Origin of the sequence: Mesorhizobium delmotii (assembly GCF_900149755.1) — a bacterium.
Taxonomy (GTDB): domain Bacteria; phylum Pseudomonadota; class Alphaproteobacteria; order Rhizobiales; family Rhizobiaceae; genus Mesorhizobium; species Mesorhizobium delmotii.
Map to the genome: position 1 here is coordinate 80783 of NZ_FUIG01000029.1, position 20494 is coordinate 101276.

General features: G+C 58.8%; 19 protein-coding genes and 1 pseudogene. 5 read left to right on the top strand and 15 right to left on the bottom strand.

Annotated features, from left to right (window positions below; genetic code table 11):
* Positions 1-65 precede the first annotated feature (65 nt).
* From BQ8482_RS40910 to BQ8482_RS19225, 12 genes and pseudogenes are all read right to left on the bottom strand, one after another.
* Positions 66-764: pseudogene (locus tag BQ8482_RS40910) on the bottom strand (IS630 family transposase); the annotation flags it as partial.
* 86 nt (positions 765-850) lie between these two features.
* The gene (locus BQ8482_RS19175) at positions 851-1888 is read right to left on the bottom strand and encodes an EscU/YscU/HrcU family type III secretion system export apparatus switch protein (protein WP_123149071.1); all 1038 of its coding nucleotides are present in this window, start codon (positions 1886-1888) and stop codon (positions 851-853) included.
* On the bottom strand, positions 1885-2703 hold the full coding sequence (gene sctT, locus BQ8482_RS19180) for a type III secretion system export apparatus subunit SctT (protein ID WP_123149072.1): 819 nt from the start codon (positions 2701-2703) through the stop codon (positions 1885-1887). Before sctT ends, BQ8482_RS19175 begins: the two co-directional genes overlap by 4 nt.
* An 8-nt stretch (positions 2704-2711) precedes the next feature.
* Complete coding sequence (locus tag BQ8482_RS19185) at positions 2712-2960, bottom strand: EscS/YscS/HrcS family type III secretion system export apparatus protein (protein ID WP_077376427.1); 249 nt, start codon at positions 2958-2960, stop codon at positions 2712-2714.
* 29 nt (positions 2961-2989) lie between these two features.
* Positions 2990-3655 (bottom strand): type III secretion system export apparatus subunit SctR, encoded by a 666-nt coding sequence (sctR, locus tag BQ8482_RS19190; RefSeq protein ID WP_008874785.1) that lies wholly within the window; start codon positions 3653-3655, stop codon positions 2990-2992.
* On the bottom strand, positions 3648-4712 hold the full coding sequence (gene sctQ, locus BQ8482_RS19195) for a type III secretion system cytoplasmic ring protein SctQ (RefSeq protein WP_123149073.1): 1065 nt from the start codon (positions 4710-4712) through the stop codon (positions 3648-3650). The genes sctR and sctQ overlap by 8 nt, the downstream gene beginning before the upstream one ends.
* A gap of 7 nt (positions 4713-4719) precedes the next feature.
* Positions 4720-5274 (bottom strand): hypothetical protein, encoded by a 555-nt coding sequence (locus BQ8482_RS19200; protein ID WP_123149074.1) that lies wholly within the window; start codon positions 5272-5274, stop codon positions 4720-4722.
* Positions 5250-6608, bottom strand: a complete 1359-nt coding sequence (gene sctN, locus BQ8482_RS19205) for a type III secretion system ATPase SctN (RefSeq protein WP_123149075.1) — start codon at positions 6606-6608, stop codon at positions 5250-5252. The genes BQ8482_RS19200 and sctN overlap by 25 nt, the downstream gene beginning before the upstream one ends.
* Positions 6605-7228 (bottom strand): type III secretion system stator protein SctL, encoded by a 624-nt coding sequence (gene sctL / locus BQ8482_RS19210; RefSeq protein ID WP_123149076.1) that lies wholly within the window; start codon positions 7226-7228, stop codon positions 6605-6607. Before sctL ends, sctN begins: the two co-directional genes overlap by 4 nt.
* Complete coding sequence (locus tag BQ8482_RS19215; protein ID WP_123149077.1) at positions 7225-7863, bottom strand: nodulation protein NolU; 639 nt, start codon at positions 7861-7863, stop codon at positions 7225-7227. Before BQ8482_RS19215 ends, sctL begins: the two co-directional genes overlap by 4 nt.
* A gap of 1 nt (position 7864) precedes the next feature.
* Positions 7865-8728, bottom strand: coding sequence for a type III secretion system inner membrane ring lipoprotein SctJ (gene sctJ / locus BQ8482_RS19220; RefSeq protein ID WP_008874778.1), 864 nt, complete (start codon positions 8726-8728; stop codon positions 7865-7867).
* Between the two features lie 9 nt (positions 8729-8737).
* Complete coding sequence (locus tag BQ8482_RS19225) at positions 8738-9241, bottom strand: nodulation protein NolB (protein WP_123149078.1); 504 nt, start codon at positions 9239-9241, stop codon at positions 8738-8740.
* Positions 9242-9426: 185 nt separating this feature from the next.
* Here BQ8482_RS19225 and BQ8482_RS19230 point away from each other — a divergent pair, with 185 nt between their 5' ends.
* Together BQ8482_RS19230 and BQ8482_RS19235 are read left to right on the top strand one after the other, a co-directional pair.
* Entirely contained in the window at positions 9427-10128 is a 702-nt protein-coding gene (locus tag BQ8482_RS19230; protein ID WP_123149079.1) for a nodulation protein NolW, read from the top strand.
* Positions 10129-10405: 277 nt separating this feature from the next.
* On the top strand, positions 10406-12343 hold the full coding sequence (locus BQ8482_RS19235) for an HrpF/NolX family T3SS translocon protein (RefSeq protein ID WP_123149080.1): 1938 nt from the start codon (positions 10406-10408) through the stop codon (positions 12341-12343).
* A gap of 1354 nt (positions 12344-13697) precedes the next feature.
* On the opposite strand, the gene BQ8482_RS19240 is transcribed toward BQ8482_RS19235, so the two are convergent.
* The 3 genes from BQ8482_RS19240 to BQ8482_RS19250 are packed head-to-tail and all read right to left on the bottom strand — an operon-like array spanning position 13698 to position 16434.
* Positions 13698-14264, bottom strand: a complete 567-nt coding sequence (locus BQ8482_RS19240; RefSeq protein ID WP_123149081.1) for a CpaD family pilus assembly lipoprotein — start codon at positions 14262-14264, stop codon at positions 13698-13700.
* An 8-nt stretch (positions 14265-14272) separates the two neighbouring features.
* Positions 14273-15718 carry a type II and III secretion system protein family protein gene (locus BQ8482_RS19245; RefSeq protein ID WP_165848635.1) on the bottom strand — a complete coding sequence of 482 codons (1446 nt, stop codon included), beginning with the start codon at positions 15716-15718 and terminating at the stop codon, positions 14273-14275.
* Positions 15719-15762: 44 nt separating this feature from the next.
* The gene (locus BQ8482_RS19250; protein ID WP_123149082.1) at positions 15763-16434 is read right to left on the bottom strand and encodes a winged helix-turn-helix domain-containing protein; all 672 of its coding nucleotides are present in this window, start codon (positions 16432-16434) and stop codon (positions 15763-15765) included.
* A gap of 737 nt (positions 16435-17171) precedes the next feature.
* On the opposite strand from BQ8482_RS19250, the gene tnpA reads away from it, so the two are divergent.
* From tnpA to tnpC, 3 genes are all read left to right on the top strand, one after another.
* On the top strand, positions 17172-17606 hold the full coding sequence (tnpA, locus tag BQ8482_RS19255; RefSeq protein ID WP_095518983.1) for an IS66-like element accessory protein TnpA: 435 nt from the start codon (positions 17172-17174) through the stop codon (positions 17604-17606).
* A complete protein-coding gene (gene tnpB / locus BQ8482_RS19260) occupies positions 17603-17959 on the top strand; it encodes an IS66 family insertion sequence element accessory protein TnpB (RefSeq protein ID WP_023800865.1) in 357 nt (118 codons plus the stop codon). The genes tnpA and tnpB overlap by 4 nt, the downstream gene beginning before the upstream one ends.
* Before the next feature lie 70 nt (positions 17960-18029).
* Positions 18030-19562, top strand: coding sequence for an IS66 family transposase (tnpC, locus tag BQ8482_RS19265; protein ID WP_123149083.1), 1533 nt, complete (start codon positions 18030-18032; stop codon positions 19560-19562).
* Positions 19563-20494: the final 932 nt, after the last annotated feature.

A 20494-nucleotide genomic window follows, 5' to 3' on the forward strand; every position in this document is an offset into this window, starting at 1 on the left:
CGTTGCAATCGGTCCGCAACCGACCCTGGACTGTCGGAGCGTGACCGCCAGCTCGGGCTCGAGGCCGACTTGTGGGAGCCGAGATTGTCCATGACGACGATGTCGCCGGGCTCCAGCACGGGTACGAGCTGCTGCTCGACATAGGCGCGGAAGCACTCGCCGTTGATCGGTCCGTCGAAGACGAAAGGGGCCGCCAGCCGGTCGCAGCGCAGCGCGCCGAGGAAGGTCAGCGTGCGCCAGGTGTCGTGCGAGCGAAGCCGCGCAGGCGCTTGCCCTTGGGACCCCAGCCGCGCAGGGGGGCCATGTTGGTCTTGATCCAAGTCTCGTCGATGAAGACCAGCCGCTGAGGCCGGCCTGAAAGGAACGCCAGCGCTGCCGCCGGCGGGCAATGTCGGAGCGGGCCTGCTCAAGGGCGAATAGGGTTTTTTTGAACCGCAGGCCCTCGCGCCTCAGGAACTGCCACACCGTGTCATGCGACACCTTCACCCCGCGCGCCGCCAGTTCCGCCACAGCCCATGCAGCGACAGATGCGGCGTCTGGTTGAGCCGCCCCACCATGAACGCCCGATGCGGCTCCAGAACACGCTTGCGATGGCCACCCATCTTGCCGGGTGCCACAGATCCGCTCGAACGGTAGCGCTGCGCCCACTTCACCGCCGATCAAACGGCAATGCCGAACCGGGCCGCCACCGACCGGCAGCTGTCGCCGGCCTCGATCGCCCTTACAACACGCTCACGAAGATCATTCGAAAGAGGTCGCGTCATCAGATGCTGGCCTCCGCTCCAGCCAGCATCTTGAATCACAAAGTCACCGCATGGGAATCCGCGATTCAGTCAAAAACTGAACGGCTCTAGGCCAATCCTGCGGCGAAGAGTGCTCTCGCCACGGGCTCGAAATATTGCATGGGAACGGGGCTGCCCAGTTGCGTTTTGCTGATGAGCTGATGCGCTAGGACATCGTTGTCGACAATTTCAAGACGTAGCGCCCGCGCCTCGCTAAGCAGGTGTGAAGCCCGCTCGCCTTCGGCGCGGCAAACCAGGACGGGCACCCCGGTTTCACCGCGTACGTAACGCAGACCGATCAGTATCGCCGTTCCTTTGAAGATCAGCGTGGCGTGATGCACACCAAGGGGAGGTTCGTCAGCTGACACGTCGCGAATGCGACGTCGTTCACTCTTCAACTCTGGCGCCCCTTGCTGATCCTTCAGCTCGCGCGTGACTTCAGTTTTGGTCATCCGCATTTCGCGCAGAAACAACGCACGCTGCAACAGGAGATCGATCAGGCCGGCGACCAGAAGTGCGCCGGCGCCAATTCCGATCAGCAGTTTTGCCCCTGTAACGACAAGGCCCACACAGCCCATGCCGCAGACCGGCAAATAGACCATCGTCTTCCACATGCCGAGAAGGCAAAAGGAAAAGGTTGCGCCGAGAACGAATACCTTAAACAGCGTCTTGCCGAGTTCGACCATCGAACGCGCAGACGCCAAGCGCTTCAGCCCTTGAAAAGGATCAATTTTCTCGAAGTTGGGCGTCATTGGCTCAAGAGAGAAAACAAATCCACCATTGGCTAATAAGCTTGCCAAAAGCACCGCCGCGACAAGCGTTCCAAGCAGCGGGCCAACAGTTGCCAAGGTGAGTTCGCCAAGCACAGCCAGCGCCTGCCGGACCGCGAAGTCGAATGGCAGGTTCTGCAGCTTGTCGACAGATAGTAGCGCTTCGCGGCATTTGTCTTCGATCACGCTGCCTCTTAGCCATAGGTACCCGAGACCAGCGCAAGTGCCGACCGCGCGAACGAAATCGGAGCTACGTGGCAGCTGCCCTTTTTTGCGTGCATCGTCTAGCTTCTTGGGGGTGGCGGCGTGTGTCTTCTCTTCACTCGAGTCGCTCATTTTAGCAATCTATCGAACCACTCGAGCGCGCCATTCGCTTGTGTGATCTCCAGTTTCATACCCTCGACTAGATAGCCAGCGTAGGTGACCATGATAATCGGAAAGACAAGATTCTTGATCGTCGGGGACAGTTGGGTCAATTTGAATTGCGGCGCAAAGCGACGCAGTAGCATCATGGATACATCAATCAGCGTCATAAAGAACACGACGGGCCCTGACACCAATAAAGCCGTGCGCATAATGTGGTCGAGGAGCCCTAATATCTCCATTGCTCCTTGCGTGCTCAATGTAGGGTGGAACCTATACACGGGCCAGATCAAATAGCTGCCATAAAGGGCGCTGACCACAGTTTCCAGCCCCCCTGATGCGACGAAGATGGCAATCGCAGTGATCCCGAGAAAGACTCCCATGGCGGAAGCCTGACTGTTCGTCGCGGCGTCGGTCGGGGCGGACGGGTTGGTGACGCCGCGTTGGTTGTCGATAAACTCACCGGCCGCCTGAAGTCCCCATAAGGGAATGCCAAGGAGGGTGCCAAGTAGTGCGCCGACAAAAACTTCCTTTAATCCGAGCAAAGTGACCTGGATCAGACGTGTTTCAGGATCCAGCGCCTGCAACCCGTCGCTGACGTGTGCCAGGCATGGTAATCCGAAGGCAACAGCCAGGCAGCCGCGGATCAGCCCATCGGTCTGAGAACGTGTAAATACAGGTAGGATCATCATAATGCCTATCGCGCGCGCTGCGCCAAGACCGGCTGCTACGACGAGTTCGATAGCCGTATGGATCAGGATTTGAATCTCGGCCGGTGACGCATACATGGCGGAGACTAGTAGCTAAGTGTCATGGCGGGAAACTCGGTAAAGATCTGGTTGGCTAGCTCTATCAGCGGTGCGCTCAGCACAGGCGCAAACAAGCCAATAACCGCGACAACAACCAGAAGCTTCACGGTGAGTGGCAAACTTTCATCCTGGATCTGGGTTGCCGCCTGGATGATGCCAATGACCAAGCCAACGATCACCGATGCAATGAGCGGGGGCAGAATCCAGATCATGAACACCACCAACGATTGGGTCATAAGAGTGACAATACTGGATTCAGCGATGATCAACCTCCCGGTATCGTGTAACTCAACACAAGTCCGTGCATCAATTTCGACCAGCCATCAATAGCGACGAACACGAAGAGTTTGAAAGGAACAGATATAAGCGTTGGGGATACCATAGACATACCCATCGCCATCAAAATTGTCGTCACAATAAGATCGATAGCGATAAAAGGAAGATAAAGAAGAAATCCGATCTCAAACGCGCGCTTTAGCTCTGAAATTAGAAAAGATGGGACCAGAATGGACAAATCATCAGCTGTGGCTTTGGCACGCATTTCCTCTGGCCAGACTTTTTCGGTCGACGATAGGAAAAACTGTCGCTGCTCTTCATTTGTGAACTTCTTAAGATGATCACGCAGGGGCTCGGTCCCGGATTTGGCGGCGCTTACCCAGTCGTCGAACGTCTGATAATGTAGCTTCGGATCGGTCATCCGATCATAGGTCTGTTCAACAACGGGCGCGCTAACGAACATGGTGAGGATCAATGCCACGGCGTAAAGCACTATGTTAGGTGGTATCGTCTGAGTCCCGAGCGCATTGCGGACGAGGAAAAGAACAACCGATACCTTTACAAAGGCCGTGGTCGTGACGACTACTAAAACCAGCAGACCCAGTCCGGCGGTAACTGCGAGAAGCGCCAGGATTGGCGGCTGGAGCTCAGTCATTGCATCCCAACCCGCCACGGAGCCTGATGCCCAGCGTATCTCCAATGCGCACGATGTCGCCACGCCCGATACACTGACCATTGGCAAGTATATCGACCGGACCCTCAATCGGCCGTCCAAGTTCGAAAATATGCCCTTCGCCGGCACTTCTTAATTCCCCTAGAGAAATAGGCCAGCGACCGCATTCAAAGACAAGCATGATCTCGACATCATCGAGATCCTCCGTCGGCCCTAGTTGCGATCCAAGTTGTGTCATATGCGCATTCTCCAAAGGATAGGAACGCGGGCGGAAAGGCCCGTGCAGGACTAGCTGGTCGCCCTCAAGATCAGCACCGGCCCACAACTGGCCAAAAGATAGGGCGATCTCGCCGCGGCCGAACGGCGCCATGTCCGGCAACAGAGCATCACCGGCACATGCTTTTCGAAGAATCGCCGCAGGAACGCGCAGCGTGCCGATCTCTCCTGCAACCACGATCGGGAGGTCTGAAAGTAATCCGCGCGGCTGTCGCGGTAACTGGCCAAACAGTTCGCCCAGGGCGCGAAACGCAGACGGCACCAAGCCATCAAGAGGCGAGAACAGGAACAGACGACCCTTGCCACTGACCGGGCCGAAGTCGATATCCAGTTCGAGATAAGGAGCCAGTGTCGCGGCTTCAAACACGCGCACGAGCTGCACGTTCAGCTGTGTCCTATACTCCAGTCGAGCAATAAGTGGCTCAAGTGCAAGTTCAACAATGAGTGAAGCCGTTGGCTCGGAAGGGAAAGTCAGCCCATTCTGCACTGTTGCGATGAGCCCCTCTACAAGCGACCGCGATATCGACAGCACGACCGCATCAGCTCCGACCCTACAAATGCAGTCGAGCATTGGAATGGCGGCAAAATTCTCTTGCCAGACAAGCCCTGCCATACGCACCGACAGCGGCACGTCGTTGATCCGGGTCTGAAACGGCCTGCGGGAAGCCGCAGTGTCATTGAGCCACGAGGCGACCTCGTGGGACAGTGTCAGCGCTGGCTCCAATAGAGGGGGTCTCACCAAAGCGGCTGCCAAAAACTGCACCGTTCTATCATTCGGAGGACCTGCGGGTTATCGAATCCGTTTTCGCGATCTGGGAAAGCGGACCCCTCCCAAATCGAACCAATATCTCATCGTCGGCCTCGATCTCGCCTGCGGCCTCCGAATGGATCTCAACGGCGCGCCGGACGTCGTCCTCTATTTGGCGCCATTTGTGCGTTGCCGCCGAACATGCGACCCATAGGTCCCTCGTCACGGACGCCGCTAACTCGGCCTTTTCTTCGGCGGCGCGCGCATTAACAAGCATCTGCCGCCTGCGAGTGATCTCAGCCGCGAGGCACTCAATATGGAGGTGGTGCCGGTCGAGGGTGGCGCTAGACAAGTCATCGAGCGTCATCAGCTCCTGATAGAGCGCTGCTTCGGCCGTTGAGCAATGTTGTTGTGCCGTTGCAAGCTCTCGGGAGGCATTCTGTGCTGCTAAGGTGGCCATATGGCGCTGGGCTTCCTTTTTGGACAGCTCACTAAGGGCACGACGCTCTTGCATTTCCTTCAGGAGCCGTAACCTCGAAGACTGAATGTGATTCACGCGGTCAGACGCGACATCCATGCTACCGTTTCCTCAAACCCTGACGCTTCGTCTTCGCTCTGGCGCAAAAACTCCCTCAGTTCGTCGATTGACGCGACAGCCCGGTCCGTCAGGGGATCGCCGCCTTCCTTGTATTCGCCGACGTTGATCAAGAACTCGGCCTCGGCATACCGCGAGAGGAGTTCACGAAAGAAGGATGCTGAGTTGCGATGTGTCCCCGAAACGACCGCATCCATTACGCGGCTGCGACTCTGCAGTACATCGATAGCAGGGAAATGCGATCGCGCCGCAATAGCGCGCGAGAGGACGACATGGCCATCGAGAATGCCGCGCGTTTCTTCGGCGATTGGATCACCTGTGCCATCGCCCTCTACAAGCACGGTATAGAAAGCGGTGATTGAGCCACGCTCACTCAGGCCAGCGCGCTCTAGCAGGCCTGGCAGCATGCCAAAAACAGAAGGAGGAAAGCCCCGTCGCGTCGGCGGCTCACCCGCAGCAAGGCCTATCTCACGCATGGCGCGGCAGAAGCGTGTCAGCGAATCCAGCATGAGAGCAACGCGTAGCCCTTGTTCGCGAAAATATTCCGCGAGCGCTGTCGCCATCGGAGCACATTGTGCCCGCTCAACAGCCGAGCGGTCGGATGTTTCAACAACAACGACCGCACGGCGAAGGCCTTCCTCCCCGAGATGCCTCTCGATGAATTCACGAACTTCACGTCCTCGTTCGCCTATCAGCGCGACTATGACAACGTCAGCGGCGGCACCTTTTACGATCTGTGACAATAACGTCGACTTGCCACAACCTGGCTCGCCGTAAATACCGATTCGCTGGCCCTCGCCGCACGTCAGGAGACCATCCAGGGCACGGACCCCGAGCGGCAAGGGCCGCTCAATCATGCGCCTTGTCATTGGATTCGGAGCTCTGCCGTGCAGCGGCCGAGTCTCGGCGGTTTTGATTTGGCCTTTGCCATCCAGTGGACGGCAACGACTGTCAATCACGCGGCCAAGTAAATCGTTGCCGACGGGTACTTCACGCATTCGTCCAGTGGCGACGACTTCCGCGCGGCTGGAGAGGCCGACCAGGTCGCCGATCGGCGTCAGCAGTACGCCATCATCCAACAGGCCGATCACCTCGGCTTCGAGCGACAGTCCGGTCCGCGGGTCCTGTAGGAGGCAAAGTTCTCCAATACGAGTGTCTGGCAAGACGGCATGGACCAGTGTGCCAACAGCCCGCGTGATCCTGCCGCGCACGACGCGCGTGTCGATCCGCTTTACCGTAGCTCTCAAAGACGAGATCGCCGGATCGGCAGGGCAGATCGCAGCGTCGTGATTATGTTCTGTTACCTGCGTGCTCACAGTTCGCCTTTTTCAGAGAGCGTCCCGAAGCCGAGACGCAACGCGCGCATCTGCGCATCAAGGCCCAGATCGACATTGCCGTACTCGCTCCACAGCACGCACCGTTGCGGCGACAACGTAGGATCCGGTTTGATCCGAACCCTTGGACGACCATCCTGTCCGTCGCATGCAGCAAACTCTCGCGTAAGCATGTCCACTTGCGTCGGACACACATGGAGGCAAACTTCTGCGCCGCTGTATTCGCGCTCAATGGCGTGACGAACAGCCATGACCAACAGTTCGCCCGGATCGAATGCTCCCACAAGATCGCTTAGTATTTCCATCACGAGCTGCGGTAATTGCTGCTCTAGAACCGCCTTTCGTCGTGCGACTTCGGCGACCGCCTGCGAAATCAGCTCTGCCATTTCCTCGGCGCCAGCATCCAAGCCCTCGGCATGGCCGCGCGCCAACTCACGCTGATACGCCGCGCGTGCCCAACTGCGTACGCGCTGCTGATGCCGTTCTGCGGCGGCACACGCTTCTGCGGCATTATCCCAGATTTCGAGCTCGCTCGCCGGTATCAGCGGCCCCAATGGGCGCATCTGCGGCGCTGCCGGCGCGACGGAAATATCCGGCGTCATATCAGCGGGTTCTCCGCCTCAAAATGGCCTACTACAAGCGAAAACAACTGGCCTGCGGCGTCCCCGTGCTTAGGCTCTGGATTGTCGGCGGCGGTCCCTACGGGCAAGCGTAGAAGCACGCGGTTGCGCTCCATCACTGGACTGTGATGGAGCCAGGCACCAAGACAGGCGTGTCCATCGTGTTCGATTTGGTGCGCGAGTTTTTCCGGATCAGCGATCAATCTGTCCGCAATGGCATGCGCCAGATGTCGGATTCCAAACGCATGGGCATCAGCGCCGATACGTTCAATAAGCACTGTGAGGTCAGGCTGAGAGACAAGCTTAAGCAGCGAACGGGCATGCCATACACTACCTGCAAGGAGGGCAGCGCGATGCGGATCATTACCGCGCAGAAGGTCCGGCCCCCAGTCAACGTCATTCGACTCCGAATCATTGTCGAGCAACAATTCCGTTAGTCTTCGCTGCAGTCTGGAACACTTCTGCAACTGAGCCAACGTAGCAGCCGATAACGCCGGATCAAGACGCGCGCCAAGACGAGTCGGATGGACCGAAGCAGCAAGTTCGCTCCGGTCCAAGGCATGCAATTGGAACGAGCCGTCGAGTTGGGCGGTTTTTACCGGCACTGGCATCGACATGTCATTTAGGCGCTATCGCCGGGGTCTTTTTGCGAATGGCCTCGAGGGCGGAAATACCCGACCGCCGCTCGACCTTGGAAAGTTCGCCCGATGATTGCCTGTGCCGGCGGCTAAGGGCGCCGGCTAAGACGTAGCACGCCACTGCGAATACAGCTGCGGCAATACCGATCACGGTCGCCAGAAGGGGCGCTGGAGCGAGCCTGGATGGCTGGGCCAAAACAGTCGCCGGCACGGACCGTTGCTCAGGCGCGGAACGCTCCACCGGCACCAAAACCACTTCGACCTTATCGTAGGACAATCCTTCTATGCTGTCGGCCACGAGCATCTTTATCTTCGGCAGCAAAACAGAGAGTTCAGCTTTGGCGTCGTGTCTGATAAAAACCGAGGCCGAGGACGGCGTGGCGCCTGCTCGCAAAAGGTCATTATGCGGCAGAACTACATGGACACGTACAGACAAAACCCCATCGATATCGCTGATCGTACGGGACAACTCTTCGCTGAGCGCATAGACGTAACGGGCACGTTCCTCGGTTGGCGAGGCAATCAGGCCTGATCCTTGGAAAATCTCGCCGAGGTTCTTGAAGGACTGGCGCGGCAATCCCTTGCCATTCAGGAGGTTGATTGAGTAAGCGAGCAGCTTTTCGTCAACCTGGATCGTGCTGGTCCCATCCTTGCCGGCGACCCGGACCGCAGCAACCCCGTTGTCCATCAGAAGGGCGAGCATTTCATTCGCCTCGCGCTCCTGCAGTTGCGTGTAGAGATCGACCTTGCAACCGCTGAGGGCCACGAGAAGTGGCAGTACGACAAGGCGAAGTGATCTCCGGCAAGACGTGCTACGCATGATTTTCTCGGCTAAGCCAATCATACGCGCGGTTCAGCCTTCCTTTAGAAGTTTATTCACGGATGAGGTGATGCCGCTGACACCTTTGGAAAGAAGACCAACCTGCGTGACGCCATTGTACATATCCCGCAGACCAGCAATCATCGTTTCGAAATCATGCCCTCCCTGCGGAACGCCGGACATTCCGGTTCTCGCATCACCTTCGGCAGGAAGCTTCTGCGGTCCATGTAGAGCGCCCTTCAAAAGGCCTACCTGCTGGTCGAGCGCAGCCGAACTAACAGCACGGTCTGGGTAGATCGCAGAAATCGTCTGCATCACGCGGTCGCCCAGGGGACTCATCTGCGTAGCCGCGCGTTGAACACCCATCGCTGGAGCAACTGGCACCGTGGGTGATGCCAAGGCGGCATCGTTTTTCAGCGAGTCGGCCGCGTGCGCCAACGCGCGCTCAAACTGGGCCTGCTCGCTGAACGAGGGTGACCCGGTCTTGGGGAGACAGTCCGCTAAACTGGCAGTGATCGACGTGATAGGCATCATCATGCAAAGACTCGATAGCTTCCTCTTGACCGAGCGAACCCGGCCCCTTCATCATTCGTTATCGGGTCAACGTCTAGGCGGCCGAGCTGACGACAAGCTGACTAACCGAGGTTTGTTAGTCATCTAAAAGTCATGCTGGGCGACTTAGTCACTTGTGCAGATTTCAGACTCTGGTTTATCAGTGCGAAATGTTGAGAGCGCTCTTCCGATCCGTCGCCCCACACGTTTTGAGACTTCTGTGTGCCGGTTTTTTTCTCTACGCCGGAACCAACGGAACTCTCGGCGTTCCCTTATCCCTCTCCAAGACGCCGTACAGATATACGGTTCTCGATCAGGATCTCTCTGCCGCGCTGCAGCAATTCGGCAACAACCTTAATATCCGAGTCAACATTAGCGCCGAGGTGAAGGGGCGGATCCGCGGGAGTATGCCGGATTTGCCACCGCGCGAGTTCCTCGACCGTTTGGCCAATTTGTACGGTCTCCAATGGTATTATGATGGGCTTGTTCTCTACGTGTCAGCCGCAAAAGAATCACAAACCCGCATGCTTGTGTTGACTTCGATCCGCTTCGATACGTTTAAGGGTGCCCTAGACAAGCTTGAGATCACCGATGACCGCTACGTGGTGAGACCCGCGCCGGGAGATGGCCTCGTTTTGGTTTCCGGTCCACCGCGCTTCACCGCGCTCGTGGAGCAGACTTTCAACGGTCTTGTCGCGGAGGCACAGGCGCAGCCGCGCGTCCATGAAACGCCGCCAAGCGAATCGGTCCTGACATTGTTTCGGGGCTCCTCCACCATGGTCGTCCGCAACGGATTACCTGAAGCCGCTTATTCGTCCGACGTGCCGCAGCAAGATGGCGTTGCCGGGAAGCCAGAGCCAGGCCAAAAATGATATCTGCGGTCGCAGCTTCGGGACAAAACAACCGCGGCCACCCCAAATTGTGAATTCCTCTGAATTCGTCAGTTTGCCGAAAGCTAAACCGCTCATGGTGGCAACCGCCAGCTTCAGCGATATCTCCGGTCATTGTGCTGGGATTGCACATAGAGCTGGCGCAGAACGAGGCAATTTGAACAACAGCAGGGGTATTGGGCCCGCCGAGCTCTGACTGTCAAAGCTCGTTTGGCGTCGCCCTTGTGGGGGATTGCAATTTCATGTCTGAGGAGTCACAATGTCCATCAATGATACAAGCAACGTTTTCAATAGTCAGAATATCCTACAGTACAGCAGCCTGAATCTGATATCTGCGTTGGAAAAGACGAGGCAAAACGCATCGTCCTTCGATGCGATGCTGTCCCTTCACCTGCACCAAGACGGCACCAGTCCCTTCCCAGTCCGGGACCAGCTGCCACGAGATCTCGAATCGTCGATGAAGGAATTGTGCCGGAACACATCGGAGTCGCTGTTGCCCGATGTCGAATCCTCGTTGGAAGAATTGCGCAAGAACCCATTGGATCTGCTGCCGCCAAGCATGAGGGCAGCCATCGAATCAATGGATCAAGGCCCGCAGCCTGCGGTCGCCCCCCCTCCCGTTGCGCACGAATCAGTGGATCAAGGCCCGCAGCCTGCGGTCGCCCCCCCTCCCATTGCGGAAGCGCCCATAAAAAGCGAGAGAATCACGTGGAACGGCGGCTCACTGTCCCAAGCCGAGTTGCAGATCGTGGCAGTGCTGAACCGTCACAAGGACCTATGCCCGCTTAGTTGGCAATCCTTGACGGATAAAGCCAATGATCCCTCTACGCCACCGGATCTGAAAGCGGCGATTGAGGGATTGCAGCAGGATCCAGAGCTTTTTTATGCGATCGGCTCGCAGGGCGATGGCCGCTGTGGCGGTAAGATCACGGCCAAGGATTTGTCCGAGTTCTCTAGCCATCACTCACAAGTTGCCGCATATCAGGGCCAGCAGGCGCAAAGCTACGCGCAGAACTACATCCCATCCGACAGTACTGGAAATGCGCAGCCGTCGGTTATGACCTTGAACGATGCGACGCGGGAGCTTTACCGGTACTCCGAAAACCTGCCCAAGAACCTGAGTCTGGCTGATTTCAAGCAGATCGTCGACGGCGACGCGAAAACTGGCAAATGTCCGCCACAGGTCATTGCGGCGGCTCAGTACTTCGTCAGTCACCCGAATGAATGGAAGCAGTTGTACGGTGGCTCGATAGACAAAGTCCATAAAGAGGATTTTCTCCAAGTCGCTTCATCTTCGATGAGCCTCACGCAAACCGAGCTGAATACCCTTAAGACCATCAACAGCAACCAGCAAAGATTCTTTGGGAACGGTGACCTGACTCGCGACAAGCTCGCAAGCATGGCGCAAGACAATAGCCTGGATCCGAAAGTAAAGGAGGCGGCCTCGCAGCTGCTATCGGATCCTCTGATCTTCAGTCTTCTAAACAATTCGATTACAGGCTATAAGACCCACAATTCCTTCTTCGATTTCGGCGGCGGACACACGGTCGATTCCGGTAATATCAGCAACAAAGATTTTGGCCACTTCTACAGCAGCATGTCGTCTGCGAACCGAACCGTTCAGCAGCCAAAGACCCATGCGCCCGAAACTGCTGCGGAACAGGACGCCGTCTCGGACATGATGGCGGGCCGGGTGGACCAGCCTGATACCAAATCGGCAAAAAAGAACGGCGGGGCTTTCATCCACACAGTCGGCGACGTGCTCAAGGTGTACTCGACAGTGGCTGATTGGGCTGCGACGGCGGTGGGTCTGTTGAGCTTCATTCCGGTCGTGGGCCAAGTGGCCGATGCCGTGTCGATGACGCTCGCGTTCGAGGCGCAAGCGGCAAATCTTGTCCGCACAGCGATTACCGGAGGCAATATGAAGCAGGCGCTGATAGACGCTGGCATCAATATCGGAGCGCAGGCGCTCAGCCTTATCGCAGGCCCCGAGGTCAAGCTTGCAATACGCAACGGGCTGGTGAAGAAGGCGCTCGAAGAGGCCGCCACGGCCGGGATCGATCTGCCGATTTCCATGGCGCAAAGCTATGCAGAAGACTATTTGTCCAACCTGCAAGCACGCCTTCCGGCCGACCCTATGCAAGCGGCCGGCCTCCCCAGCCCGATGGGCTTGCCAATATTCCAGAACGTGGCCTGACGACAAATGTGCGACTTCCTTCGCCACGCTTCACTGGCATATCAATCACCTTGTGGGGAACCTTTGCCTTTCCGCTAGGCGATTTGGCAGGCGTGCCTTAAGGATCGTGGTTAGGTCGCAGCAGGCCCGGGCTCAGTCCACTCATCCTTCGGCCTTGAGTTCGTTTTCACACTTAGCCTGAGAGAAGAAGGTGAGATCGGCTAGAAAAGAACCCGGAAAAGAGCGGTCATGCTGACCAGTTGGCGCAGCGCCCGTCCGCAACTGCTTCTCCGGTGGCCGTGGGGGCCACCGGCCCGCAACATGGGCCGGTGGAGCGCGGCGACACGGCCGCGCCAGCTTTGGTGTGCCGAGCATGATCGACAGCTTGGAGGTGTAAGTCCTTTACCCAGCCTGATGGCGGCGAAGGGTTAGCGAAGCGCAAGGGCGTCGTCGCGAGGCGGGGTCTGAAGGAAGCGTGGAGCAAACTCGCGACCCGATGGACAAAGAACCGGATATGAGGCGTACCCGGCCGGACGAGCGGGCCAATGACCGCGAAGTCCATGGTCATCAAGGACCGGGGTGGTAAATTCGGCGGGTGTGCGGGGAAGGCGGTCGATCTTACCTCGGGAGATCTGCGCCGTGTCCGGAATTCCGGACTGGGCCCGCCGTGAGGCGCGCTGATCGCGGCGCAGAAGTCAGCAGAGGGCATAGTAGCAGCCGGGTTTGCCTGGAGGCGAAGGCCCGAACGGTGGAAGTGGAAAGTAGTACCGCGCGTCTCGATACGGCCATGCGGCAGAAACCGGTTCTCCGGCCTGCCCGCCAGACCTGACGGTGAAGCCCGACGGAACGGCGAACGCAGGGACCGAAGCCAGCTCGGCGACGCACGTCGTGAAATCCCGGCGCTCGATACCTCACAGGAGGCTTTGGTCGCTCAATTCATCGAACCGCCGAATACGGACCCGTATGTACGGTGGTGTGGGAGGGGAGGAGCCGCGAGGCTCCCCCTATCCCGATTTGACACGACCGGCCAAGATCAAGCCCGCTTGGCCACTTGAGCCACGCCGCCGTCACGTACGCGCGCCTTTAACCCGCAAATGAAGAACGCCGCTCAGCGCTCTTTGGCTCGTCTAAAGAGGGTGGCTGGAGCGGGATGCCTCTCGAGCGATCACAAATCAGCATGGCAGTCACCCCGCCTTCATGTAACGTCATGAGCGCAGCGCCACCGGGCGCCCTGGAGAGGTGAGGGGCACCCTATCTCGTTCAGGTCACGATCGTGTATTGTGACGGCCGCGCTCACCACCAGATCAAAGCAACGGCAATCTTACAGACTGGAGCCGGCGCCGTACTCTACGGAGCTAAGACCATACGACCCATGTCATTGACCTTTGCCCGCCCCGAACGTCCTGTATGTGGCAACTGGTATGGCCGCACGCTCGCCATCGCTCGGCTCGACAGCCTTGTTGTCGAGCAAATCGCGCGGATCGTTGACCATTGCAGCTAAGTTACGTCGTGTCGAACAGCCAAGCGGCTCTTCGAAGGATTTGTCACTGAGTAAAGGACCGGAATACGACGGACAGGCAGGTGGGCGGGCATGATACACAATTGCTTCTACTTGGACTGCGCCGCCATCGTGTTGGTCGAGCAAATGGATGTTGTCAGTGTCGATGCCCATCTGCCTGGCCTGATGCACCACCTCTGCGCTGAGCCGGGACGAGCCCCAGATAAGGAGGTGAAGAGCATCGCGGCGGCCGCTACTGGTCCTGTCAAGGAAAACACGCAAACGCTGCCGTTCGGAAGCGCGAAGGCTCTTTAATATCAGGACGGTGGTCTCCGGCCGGATCAGGATTGGCGCAGGGGGCTCGACATAGATCGGCGCAGTGCTTGTGCAGCCACTTGCGCTGGCCGTCAGGGCGACCAGGAGAACTTTGATCCACAAAGTCATTCGATCACCTATTCGATTATGAAGCCGCGACCGCGCTTGGCCCCTGGCGCGCCGGTGCGGGCAGCAGCGCGGCCTCGCGGCGGATTTGCCGGAGAATCGTCTAAAGCCGGCGCCATCCGGTCCGTGGGTGCGCTCATCTGGTTGGGGCTGGAGCCTGGTTTTACGATGTAAGGCGTAACCAGAATAATCAGTTCTGATTCTTCCTTTTGAAACGAGGAGGAACGAAACAGAGCGCCAAGGATCGGCATTTCGCCGAGCCAGGGAAACGCACTGACGTTATTGTTCACGTTGCGCCTGATCAGACCGCCAATTGCAAAGCTCTGCCCACTGGCGAGTTCGACGACTGTGTCGGCTCGGCGTGTGGAAACTGCCGGCACGGAAATACCATTGATTTGAACGGCACCTTGGGACGACAGTTCACTGACTTCCGGCTTTACGTGAATGTTGATTCGGTTGTTGTTGAGAACGGTCGGCACGAATTCCAGGCTGACGCCGAAGTGACGGAATTCAACCGACACTTGCTTGTTTTCCTGCAGGACGGGAATGGGAAATTCGCCGCCGGCCAGAAAACTGGCAGTTTCACCGGACATCGCGGTGAGATTCGGCTCAGCCAAAACGGAAGCTATGTGCTCCTTGGCGAGCGCGTCGAGAACCGCACCGATGTTGACGACACCGTTGTCGAATCCGATTCCTGCTGTACCGCCACCCAGCGCTGCACCGGAGCCAGCGCCGCTGCCGCTTAACACGCCCACTCTGAAATTGTCGATTTGACCAAAGGCGGACAGGTTAACGCCGAGTGCCTTCATGGCGCTACGGGAGACCTCCGCTACCCGCACACTAAGATTAACTTGTAAGGACCCGGCGACCTTGATGTTATTGACGACTTGCCCACCGTCACCGAGATACTGCTCAGTGACCCTTTTCGCGGTGTCGGCGACCTCCGCATTGGGAGCTGTACCGCTAAGGATTGCGCCGCGCGGCGTATAGCTTACGTGGATTGAAGAGTCGCCGACCTGGTCACTCAACATGGCGCGCAATTCCTCGATCGGTTGCGTGACGACAATACGCAACGCGACGAGAGCCTCGCCCTTTTCGTCCAAGGCGAACAGGCTGGTCCGCCCGGATTTCTTCCCAAAGACGAAGATGGTTGTGTTCGAGGCTGCCTGATAATCCGCGATCGTCGGGTCAGCAACAAAGATGGTCGTGGCTGGCGCGGGCAAATGAACTGTCTTGCCGAGCGAAGAGGAAAGGTTCAGCGAGCCATCGAGGCTATTGGAAGCGGCAGGCGGCGTGCCTTTATCCTCGATGTTTTGGGCCGGCGCAGAAACTGGATATGACAGAATGACCGCGTAGAGGAGGCGGCTCAAGTAAGGAGAGACAGTAGTAGGTCTCGGGCCGACGATGAGCGGGGGCCGCCGCTCGGTGTGAGGATGATCAGTTGGAATGATTTTCAAGGTGGTCTTTTCTTTCAAATTCGGCCAACTATACGGCTGTCGCGCTAGTCACATTCAAGAATGTAACCAATGCCGCGCACGGTTTTTATCCGTGGTGTTGCGCCTGACCTGCTTAGGTATCCACGTAAGCGATAGATTCCGACTTCAAGAGCGTTGGCAGATACTTCATCGTTGAACGAGTATAGGTGATCTTCCAACTGCGAACGCGGCACGATGCGGCCAGCACGGTTGAGCAGATGCTCTAGAATACACAGTTCACGGCGTGCGACCGTCAGCGGATGACCAGCAACGGAAACCTGTCGGCCGATTGGATCGAAGTGGAGATTTCCAAATACAATGAAGGGGTCGGTCATCTGCGCCGACCGCCGCAGAACGGCTCTCATTCTGGCAATGAGCTCATTGGTACACACGGGCTTGAGCAGAAAATCGTCCGCGCCACCGTTGAAAATCGCAATTCGCTTCTCAAGATCGTCGACGTCACTCAGAACGAGAGCAGGAACTGAATGTCCCTCACTCCTTAGCTGCTTCAGCCAATCCAAGCCATTGCCATCCGGCAGAGCTAGCTCCAGCAGGAGAACTTCATAGCTGGCGCAAGAAAATGCACTCGATGCCTGTTCCAGTGTGCGAACGATATCAACAGCGAAACCGCTATCCCCGAGTGCAACTCCCACCGCTCGCGTAAGATCCGCATGGTGGTCAACGAATAGCGTTCGCATTTCATTTCCTATCAATGGTAGGACTGGTCACCAAGACTGTTGAGTCGGCGACAGCAGAAGCCGAGCAACTTTTCGCAGTATTCGTAATCCTCTTTGGGACGGCTAATCGCAGGAGGATGCGAGCTGCACGCCTGCAGTAGGCGGCATAGAACATGTGAAGACGTGTTGATGGGCTGACACGTCGATTCGCCAGCCCAAAATGCCACCAACTGTGCCTGCAATTTGTCTGCGCATCGATCCTGCCTATGTGAGGCCCCTGCATTCGCCAGGCCAGCGTCGCCCTCCAGAGCGCACGATTCCATGGCTGGCACGGGTTAGCTTTCGACAAGTGACTTGAACAAATCAATTGTTCGGATCATAAGCATCCACATCCTGGATGGGCCTGCATATTCACCCCCAGGGCGCACTGTGAGGCTGATGCTTTGGTACCGCGGCTTGGAGCTTGCGTTCGGTCATCAGAGCCTCGAGCGCAGCGGATTGGACACCGATCTGGCTGCCGCAATCTGAGCGCGGCAGGAACCGTCACCGAGATGTCTCGCGGCTGTCGGTCGGCGCTGCCGGTCTGCAGCGTTTGAGGCCTAGCACCATCGGTTGACGCAAGGGCGGCATGCGATGAGGGGTCGGCTGGGCTTCCGCGAGGTAGGGCGACTGCGCAGCACACGTAAGCGATGTCCCGACGGCACCTTTCGGTGATCGGCGTGAAGGACGATGTTCGGAGCTTTTGAGGGCTTCGACACATGACGATTTCAGAGCTTACGCTTAAATCCAGCGATCACGAGCCCGCGCGCCGGTTCGAGGTGTTCACGGGCTCCGGTCGGCGGCGCGAATGGCTGCCGGAGGAGAAGGCGCGGATCGTGGCGGAAAGCTACGAAGCCGGCGCGACCGTGAGCGCGGTGGCGCGGCGATACGCTTTGTCCCCGCAGCAGCTGTTCGCCTGGCGTCGGGCCGCTCGTCAGCCGTTGGCGGAAGCGCCGGCACCGGAATCGTTGTTTGTTCCGGCGGTGATTGCAGCGCCGAGGCCTGAACCGGCGGCAAGGCGGCGGCGGAAGCAGAAAGCCGCCCGAGACGGTGTGATCGAGCTGGAGATAGACGGCGTCGCTATGCGGGTCGGCCGTGGCGCCGACACCAGGACGGTGGCCGCTGTAATCCGAGCGCTAAAGGCGACGACGTGATCGGGCCGACGGGTGCGGTCAAGGTCATGGTGGCGACGAAGCCGGTGGACTTCCGCAAGGGTGCGGAGGGCCTCGCGGCGCTTGTGCGCGAGACGATGGGCGCCGATCCGTTCAGCGGCGCGGTCTATGTCTTCCGGGCGAAGCGGACGGATCGGATCAAGCTGATCTTCTGGGATGGCACCGGCGTCTGCCTTTACGCCAAACGTCTGGAGGACGGCGAGTTCCGCTGGCCGAAAGTGCATGACGGCATGATGCGGCTGACGGCCGCGCAGTTGTCGGCGCTGCTCGAAGGTCTCGACTGGCGGCGGGTCCACGAGGCGCGCAGGACCCGCGTTCCGGTTCAGGCGGGCTGACCCGCGACGAAGTGAATCAGCCTGGATTTCCGCTGTCGCGGGATGTCGGCGAATATGGTCTGATCCGGTCATGGCGATGGCGGCTGACCAGCTTCCCGACGATCCGGACGCGCTGAAGGCGATGGTCCTGGCGCGCGACGTCGAGAACGCCCGCCTGATCCAGATCATCAAGGAATTGCAGCGTCACCGCTTCGGCCGAAGAGCTGAGACGCTTCCCGAGGATCAGTTGCTGCTGGGGCTCGAAGAGGCCGAGCAGATCGAGGCCGCCGACGAGGAAGAGAATGAACAAGCATCTCCCGCAGAGCGTCTGGAGCGCGCCAGGAAGCGCCGGACGAACCGCGGCGCGTTGCCACCCCATCTGCCGCGGGTGGAAATGGTCGTCGACATCGAGGACCATGCCTGTCCGGGCTGCCGCAATGGCTTGCATCGGATCAGTGAGGACGTGAGCGAGCGGCTCGACATCGTTCCGGCGCAGCTGCGTGTGATCGTCGTGCGCCGGCCCAAATATGCCTGCCGCGCCTGCGAGGATGTGGTCGTTCAGGCTCCGGCGCCCGCCCGGCTGATCGAGAGCGGTTTGCCAACCGAGGCGACGGTCGCTCAGGTGCTGGTGTCCAAATATGCTGACCACCTGCCGCTCTATCGTCAGGCGCAGATCTATGCCCGGCAGGGCATCAATCTCGACCGGTCCACGCTCGCCGACTGGGTCGGCCGCGCCGCCTGGCACCTTCGTCCGGTGCATGAGCGGCTGCTTGGCAAGCTGAAGACTTCACCGAAGCTCTTTGCTGACGAAACCACGGCGCCGGTGCTCGATCCGGGCCGCGGCAAGACGAAGACTGGGCAGCTGTGGGCCTATGCCCGCGATGACCGCCCATGGAATGGAAGCGACCCGCCGGGCGTCGCCTATGTCTATGCGCCGGACCGAAAGGCCGAGCGTCCGATCGCTCATCTCGCAGGCTTCACCGGAATCCTTCAGGTCGACGGCTATGGCGGCTATCGCGTGCTGGCCGAGAAAAGCGGCGTGACGCTCGCCTTCTGCTGGGCACACGTGCGCCGGCGCTTCTATGAACTGGCGGCAGCCGGTCCCGCGCCGATTGCCAGCGAGGCGCTGAGACGGATCGCCGAGCTCTACAAGATCGAAGACGTCATCCGCGGCCGGTCGGCTGACGAACGCCGCGCGATGCGTCAGGAAAATAGCCGCGCTATCAGTGCCGATCTCGAACCTTGGCTGCGCGAAAAGCTCGGCCTGATTAGCCAGAAGACCAAGCTCGCCGAGGCAATCCGCTACACGCTCTCGCGCTGGGAAGGCCTGACCCGCTTCCTCGACAACGGCCGCATCGAGATCGACTCCAATACAGTCGAGCGCTCCATTCGTCCGATCGCGCTCAATCGGAAGAACGCCCTCTTTGCAGGCTCCGATGGCGGCGCCGAACACTGGGCAGTCGTCGCCTCGCTGATCGAAACCTGCAAACTCAACGGCGTCGAGCCCCTCGGCTATCTCGCCGATGTCCTCACCAGGATCGTCAATGGCCACCCGAACAGCCAGATCGACGACCTGCTGCCCTGGGCCTACATCCCGGCTCCCGAACTCAGGGCCGTGGCCTGAGAACAGCGCTTACCAGCACACAGCGCACGCCCAGTATACTCTTCCAGGCCGTTGACCGTCTTCCCGATGTGCAGCCGAATGCCCGCGTCCGCTACCCTGGAAGTCGAACGGCGATAATCTCATCCAGGCTTAATCTAGCGACCTGAGGCTTAGGGTTGATGCCGACATCAGCCCTCAGCAGGTTTTGCAGCGGCTGCCGATCGGCAAGAGGTTGTCGAGTAGCAGCGGCTCATGGTCCGGCCGCTGCCCGTCCAGAATCGTCCAGCCAGCTCTCCCCAGTGCTGCTCAAAGCCGTCTTGCCCTGCCCGTCCGCTTGCTCTTGCGATACGGGGTGCTGTACCTGCTGCCAGGCTATTACAATGAATGTTAAGTTTGTGCCGGTTCACGCTAGCCTCACGTTCACAGATCAGATGAGCGACCTACTCAGGCAAGCTTTCGAGAGGCTGACGAGGTCCGCCGTCCCGGAAAGCGTAGGCCTGGTTTTCTGCTCAGCGGTTGGCGGCCTCGATGGGTGCAGGCCGCGCCGGGTACCCAGCCGGTCCATCTGAAGAGTCGATGCTCAAACGGACTAGGACAAGATTTCCGTAGCGGGCTGTCCCATTCACTCTGTTTAGAATACCTTTTTTAGAGCACGCGGTACGTACTGCATTCTTGCCCCGGTAGCGTTCCTAAAGATGGTTCTGTCCGTGCTAGGCGCAGATGCTCAAGCAACCACTATGCTGTGGCGCAATATCGATGTGCCTGCTTCATAACTGAGCTTGACTTGGCCACAGCTGACCATGACTTCACCGGAATCCCGGAGCTCGCACGCTGTGGCGCGTCAGGTGATCTGCAATATGTCAGCCTCCCTTCTCCGCAGTCCTTTCCGGATGATGCGCCGGGCGCGCAGAGCAGATGGATGCTGGCCGGCACTGACGCCAGCGAGCGGCCGC

Excerpts from the sequence above, each read along its gene's own strand:
- BQ8482_RS19175 (WP_123149071.1), bottom strand. The coding sequence starts at position 1,888 with ATGAGCGACTCGAGTGAAGAGAAGACACACGCCGCCACCCCCAAGAAG.
- sctT (WP_123149072.1), bottom strand. The coding sequence starts at position 2,703 with ATGTATGCGTCACCGGCCGAGATTCAAATCCTGATCCATACGGCTATC.
- BQ8482_RS19185 (WP_077376427.1), bottom strand. The coding sequence starts at position 2,960 with ATGACCCAATCGTTGGTGGTGTTCATGATCTGGATTCTGCCCCCGCTC.
- sctR (WP_008874785.1), bottom strand. The coding sequence starts at position 3,655 with ATGACTGAGCTCCAGCCGCCAATCCTGGCGCTTCTCGCAGTTACCGCC.
- BQ8482_RS19200 (WP_123149074.1), bottom strand. The coding sequence starts at position 5,274 with ATGGATGTCGCGTCTGACCGCGTGAATCACATTCAGTCTTCGAGGTTA.
- sctL (WP_123149076.1), bottom strand. The coding sequence starts at position 7,228 with ATGACGCCGGATATTTCCGTCGCGCCGGCAGCGCCGCAGATGCGCCCA.
- BQ8482_RS19215 (WP_123149077.1), bottom strand. The coding sequence starts at position 7,863 with ATGTCGATGCCAGTGCCGGTAAAAACCGCCCAACTCGACGGCTCGTTC.
- sctJ (WP_008874778.1), bottom strand. The coding sequence starts at position 8,728 with ATGATTGGCTTAGCCGAGAAAATCATGCGTAGCACGTCTTGCCGGAGA.
- BQ8482_RS19225 (WP_123149078.1), bottom strand. The coding sequence starts at position 9,241 with ATGATGATGCCTATCACGTCGATCACTGCCAGTTTAGCGGACTGTCTC.
- BQ8482_RS19230 (WP_123149079.1), top strand. The coding sequence starts at position 9,427 with ATGTTGAGAGCGCTCTTCCGATCCGTCGCCCCACACGTTTTGAGACTT.
- BQ8482_RS19235 (WP_123149080.1), top strand. The coding sequence starts at position 10,406 with ATGTCCATCAATGATACAAGCAACGTTTTCAATAGTCAGAATATCCTA.
- BQ8482_RS19240 (WP_123149081.1), bottom strand. The coding sequence starts at position 14,264 with ATGACTTTGTGGATCAAAGTTCTCCTGGTCGCCCTGACGGCCAGCGCA.
- BQ8482_RS19250 (WP_123149082.1), bottom strand. The coding sequence starts at position 16,434 with ATGCGAACGCTATTCGTTGACCACCATGCGGATCTTACGCGAGCGGTG.
- tnpA (WP_095518983.1), top strand. The coding sequence starts at position 17,172 with ATGACGATTTCAGAGCTTACGCTTAAATCCAGCGATCACGAGCCCGCG.
- tnpC (WP_123149083.1), top strand. The coding sequence starts at position 18,030 with ATGGCGATGGCGGCTGACCAGCTTCCCGACGATCCGGACGCGCTGAAG.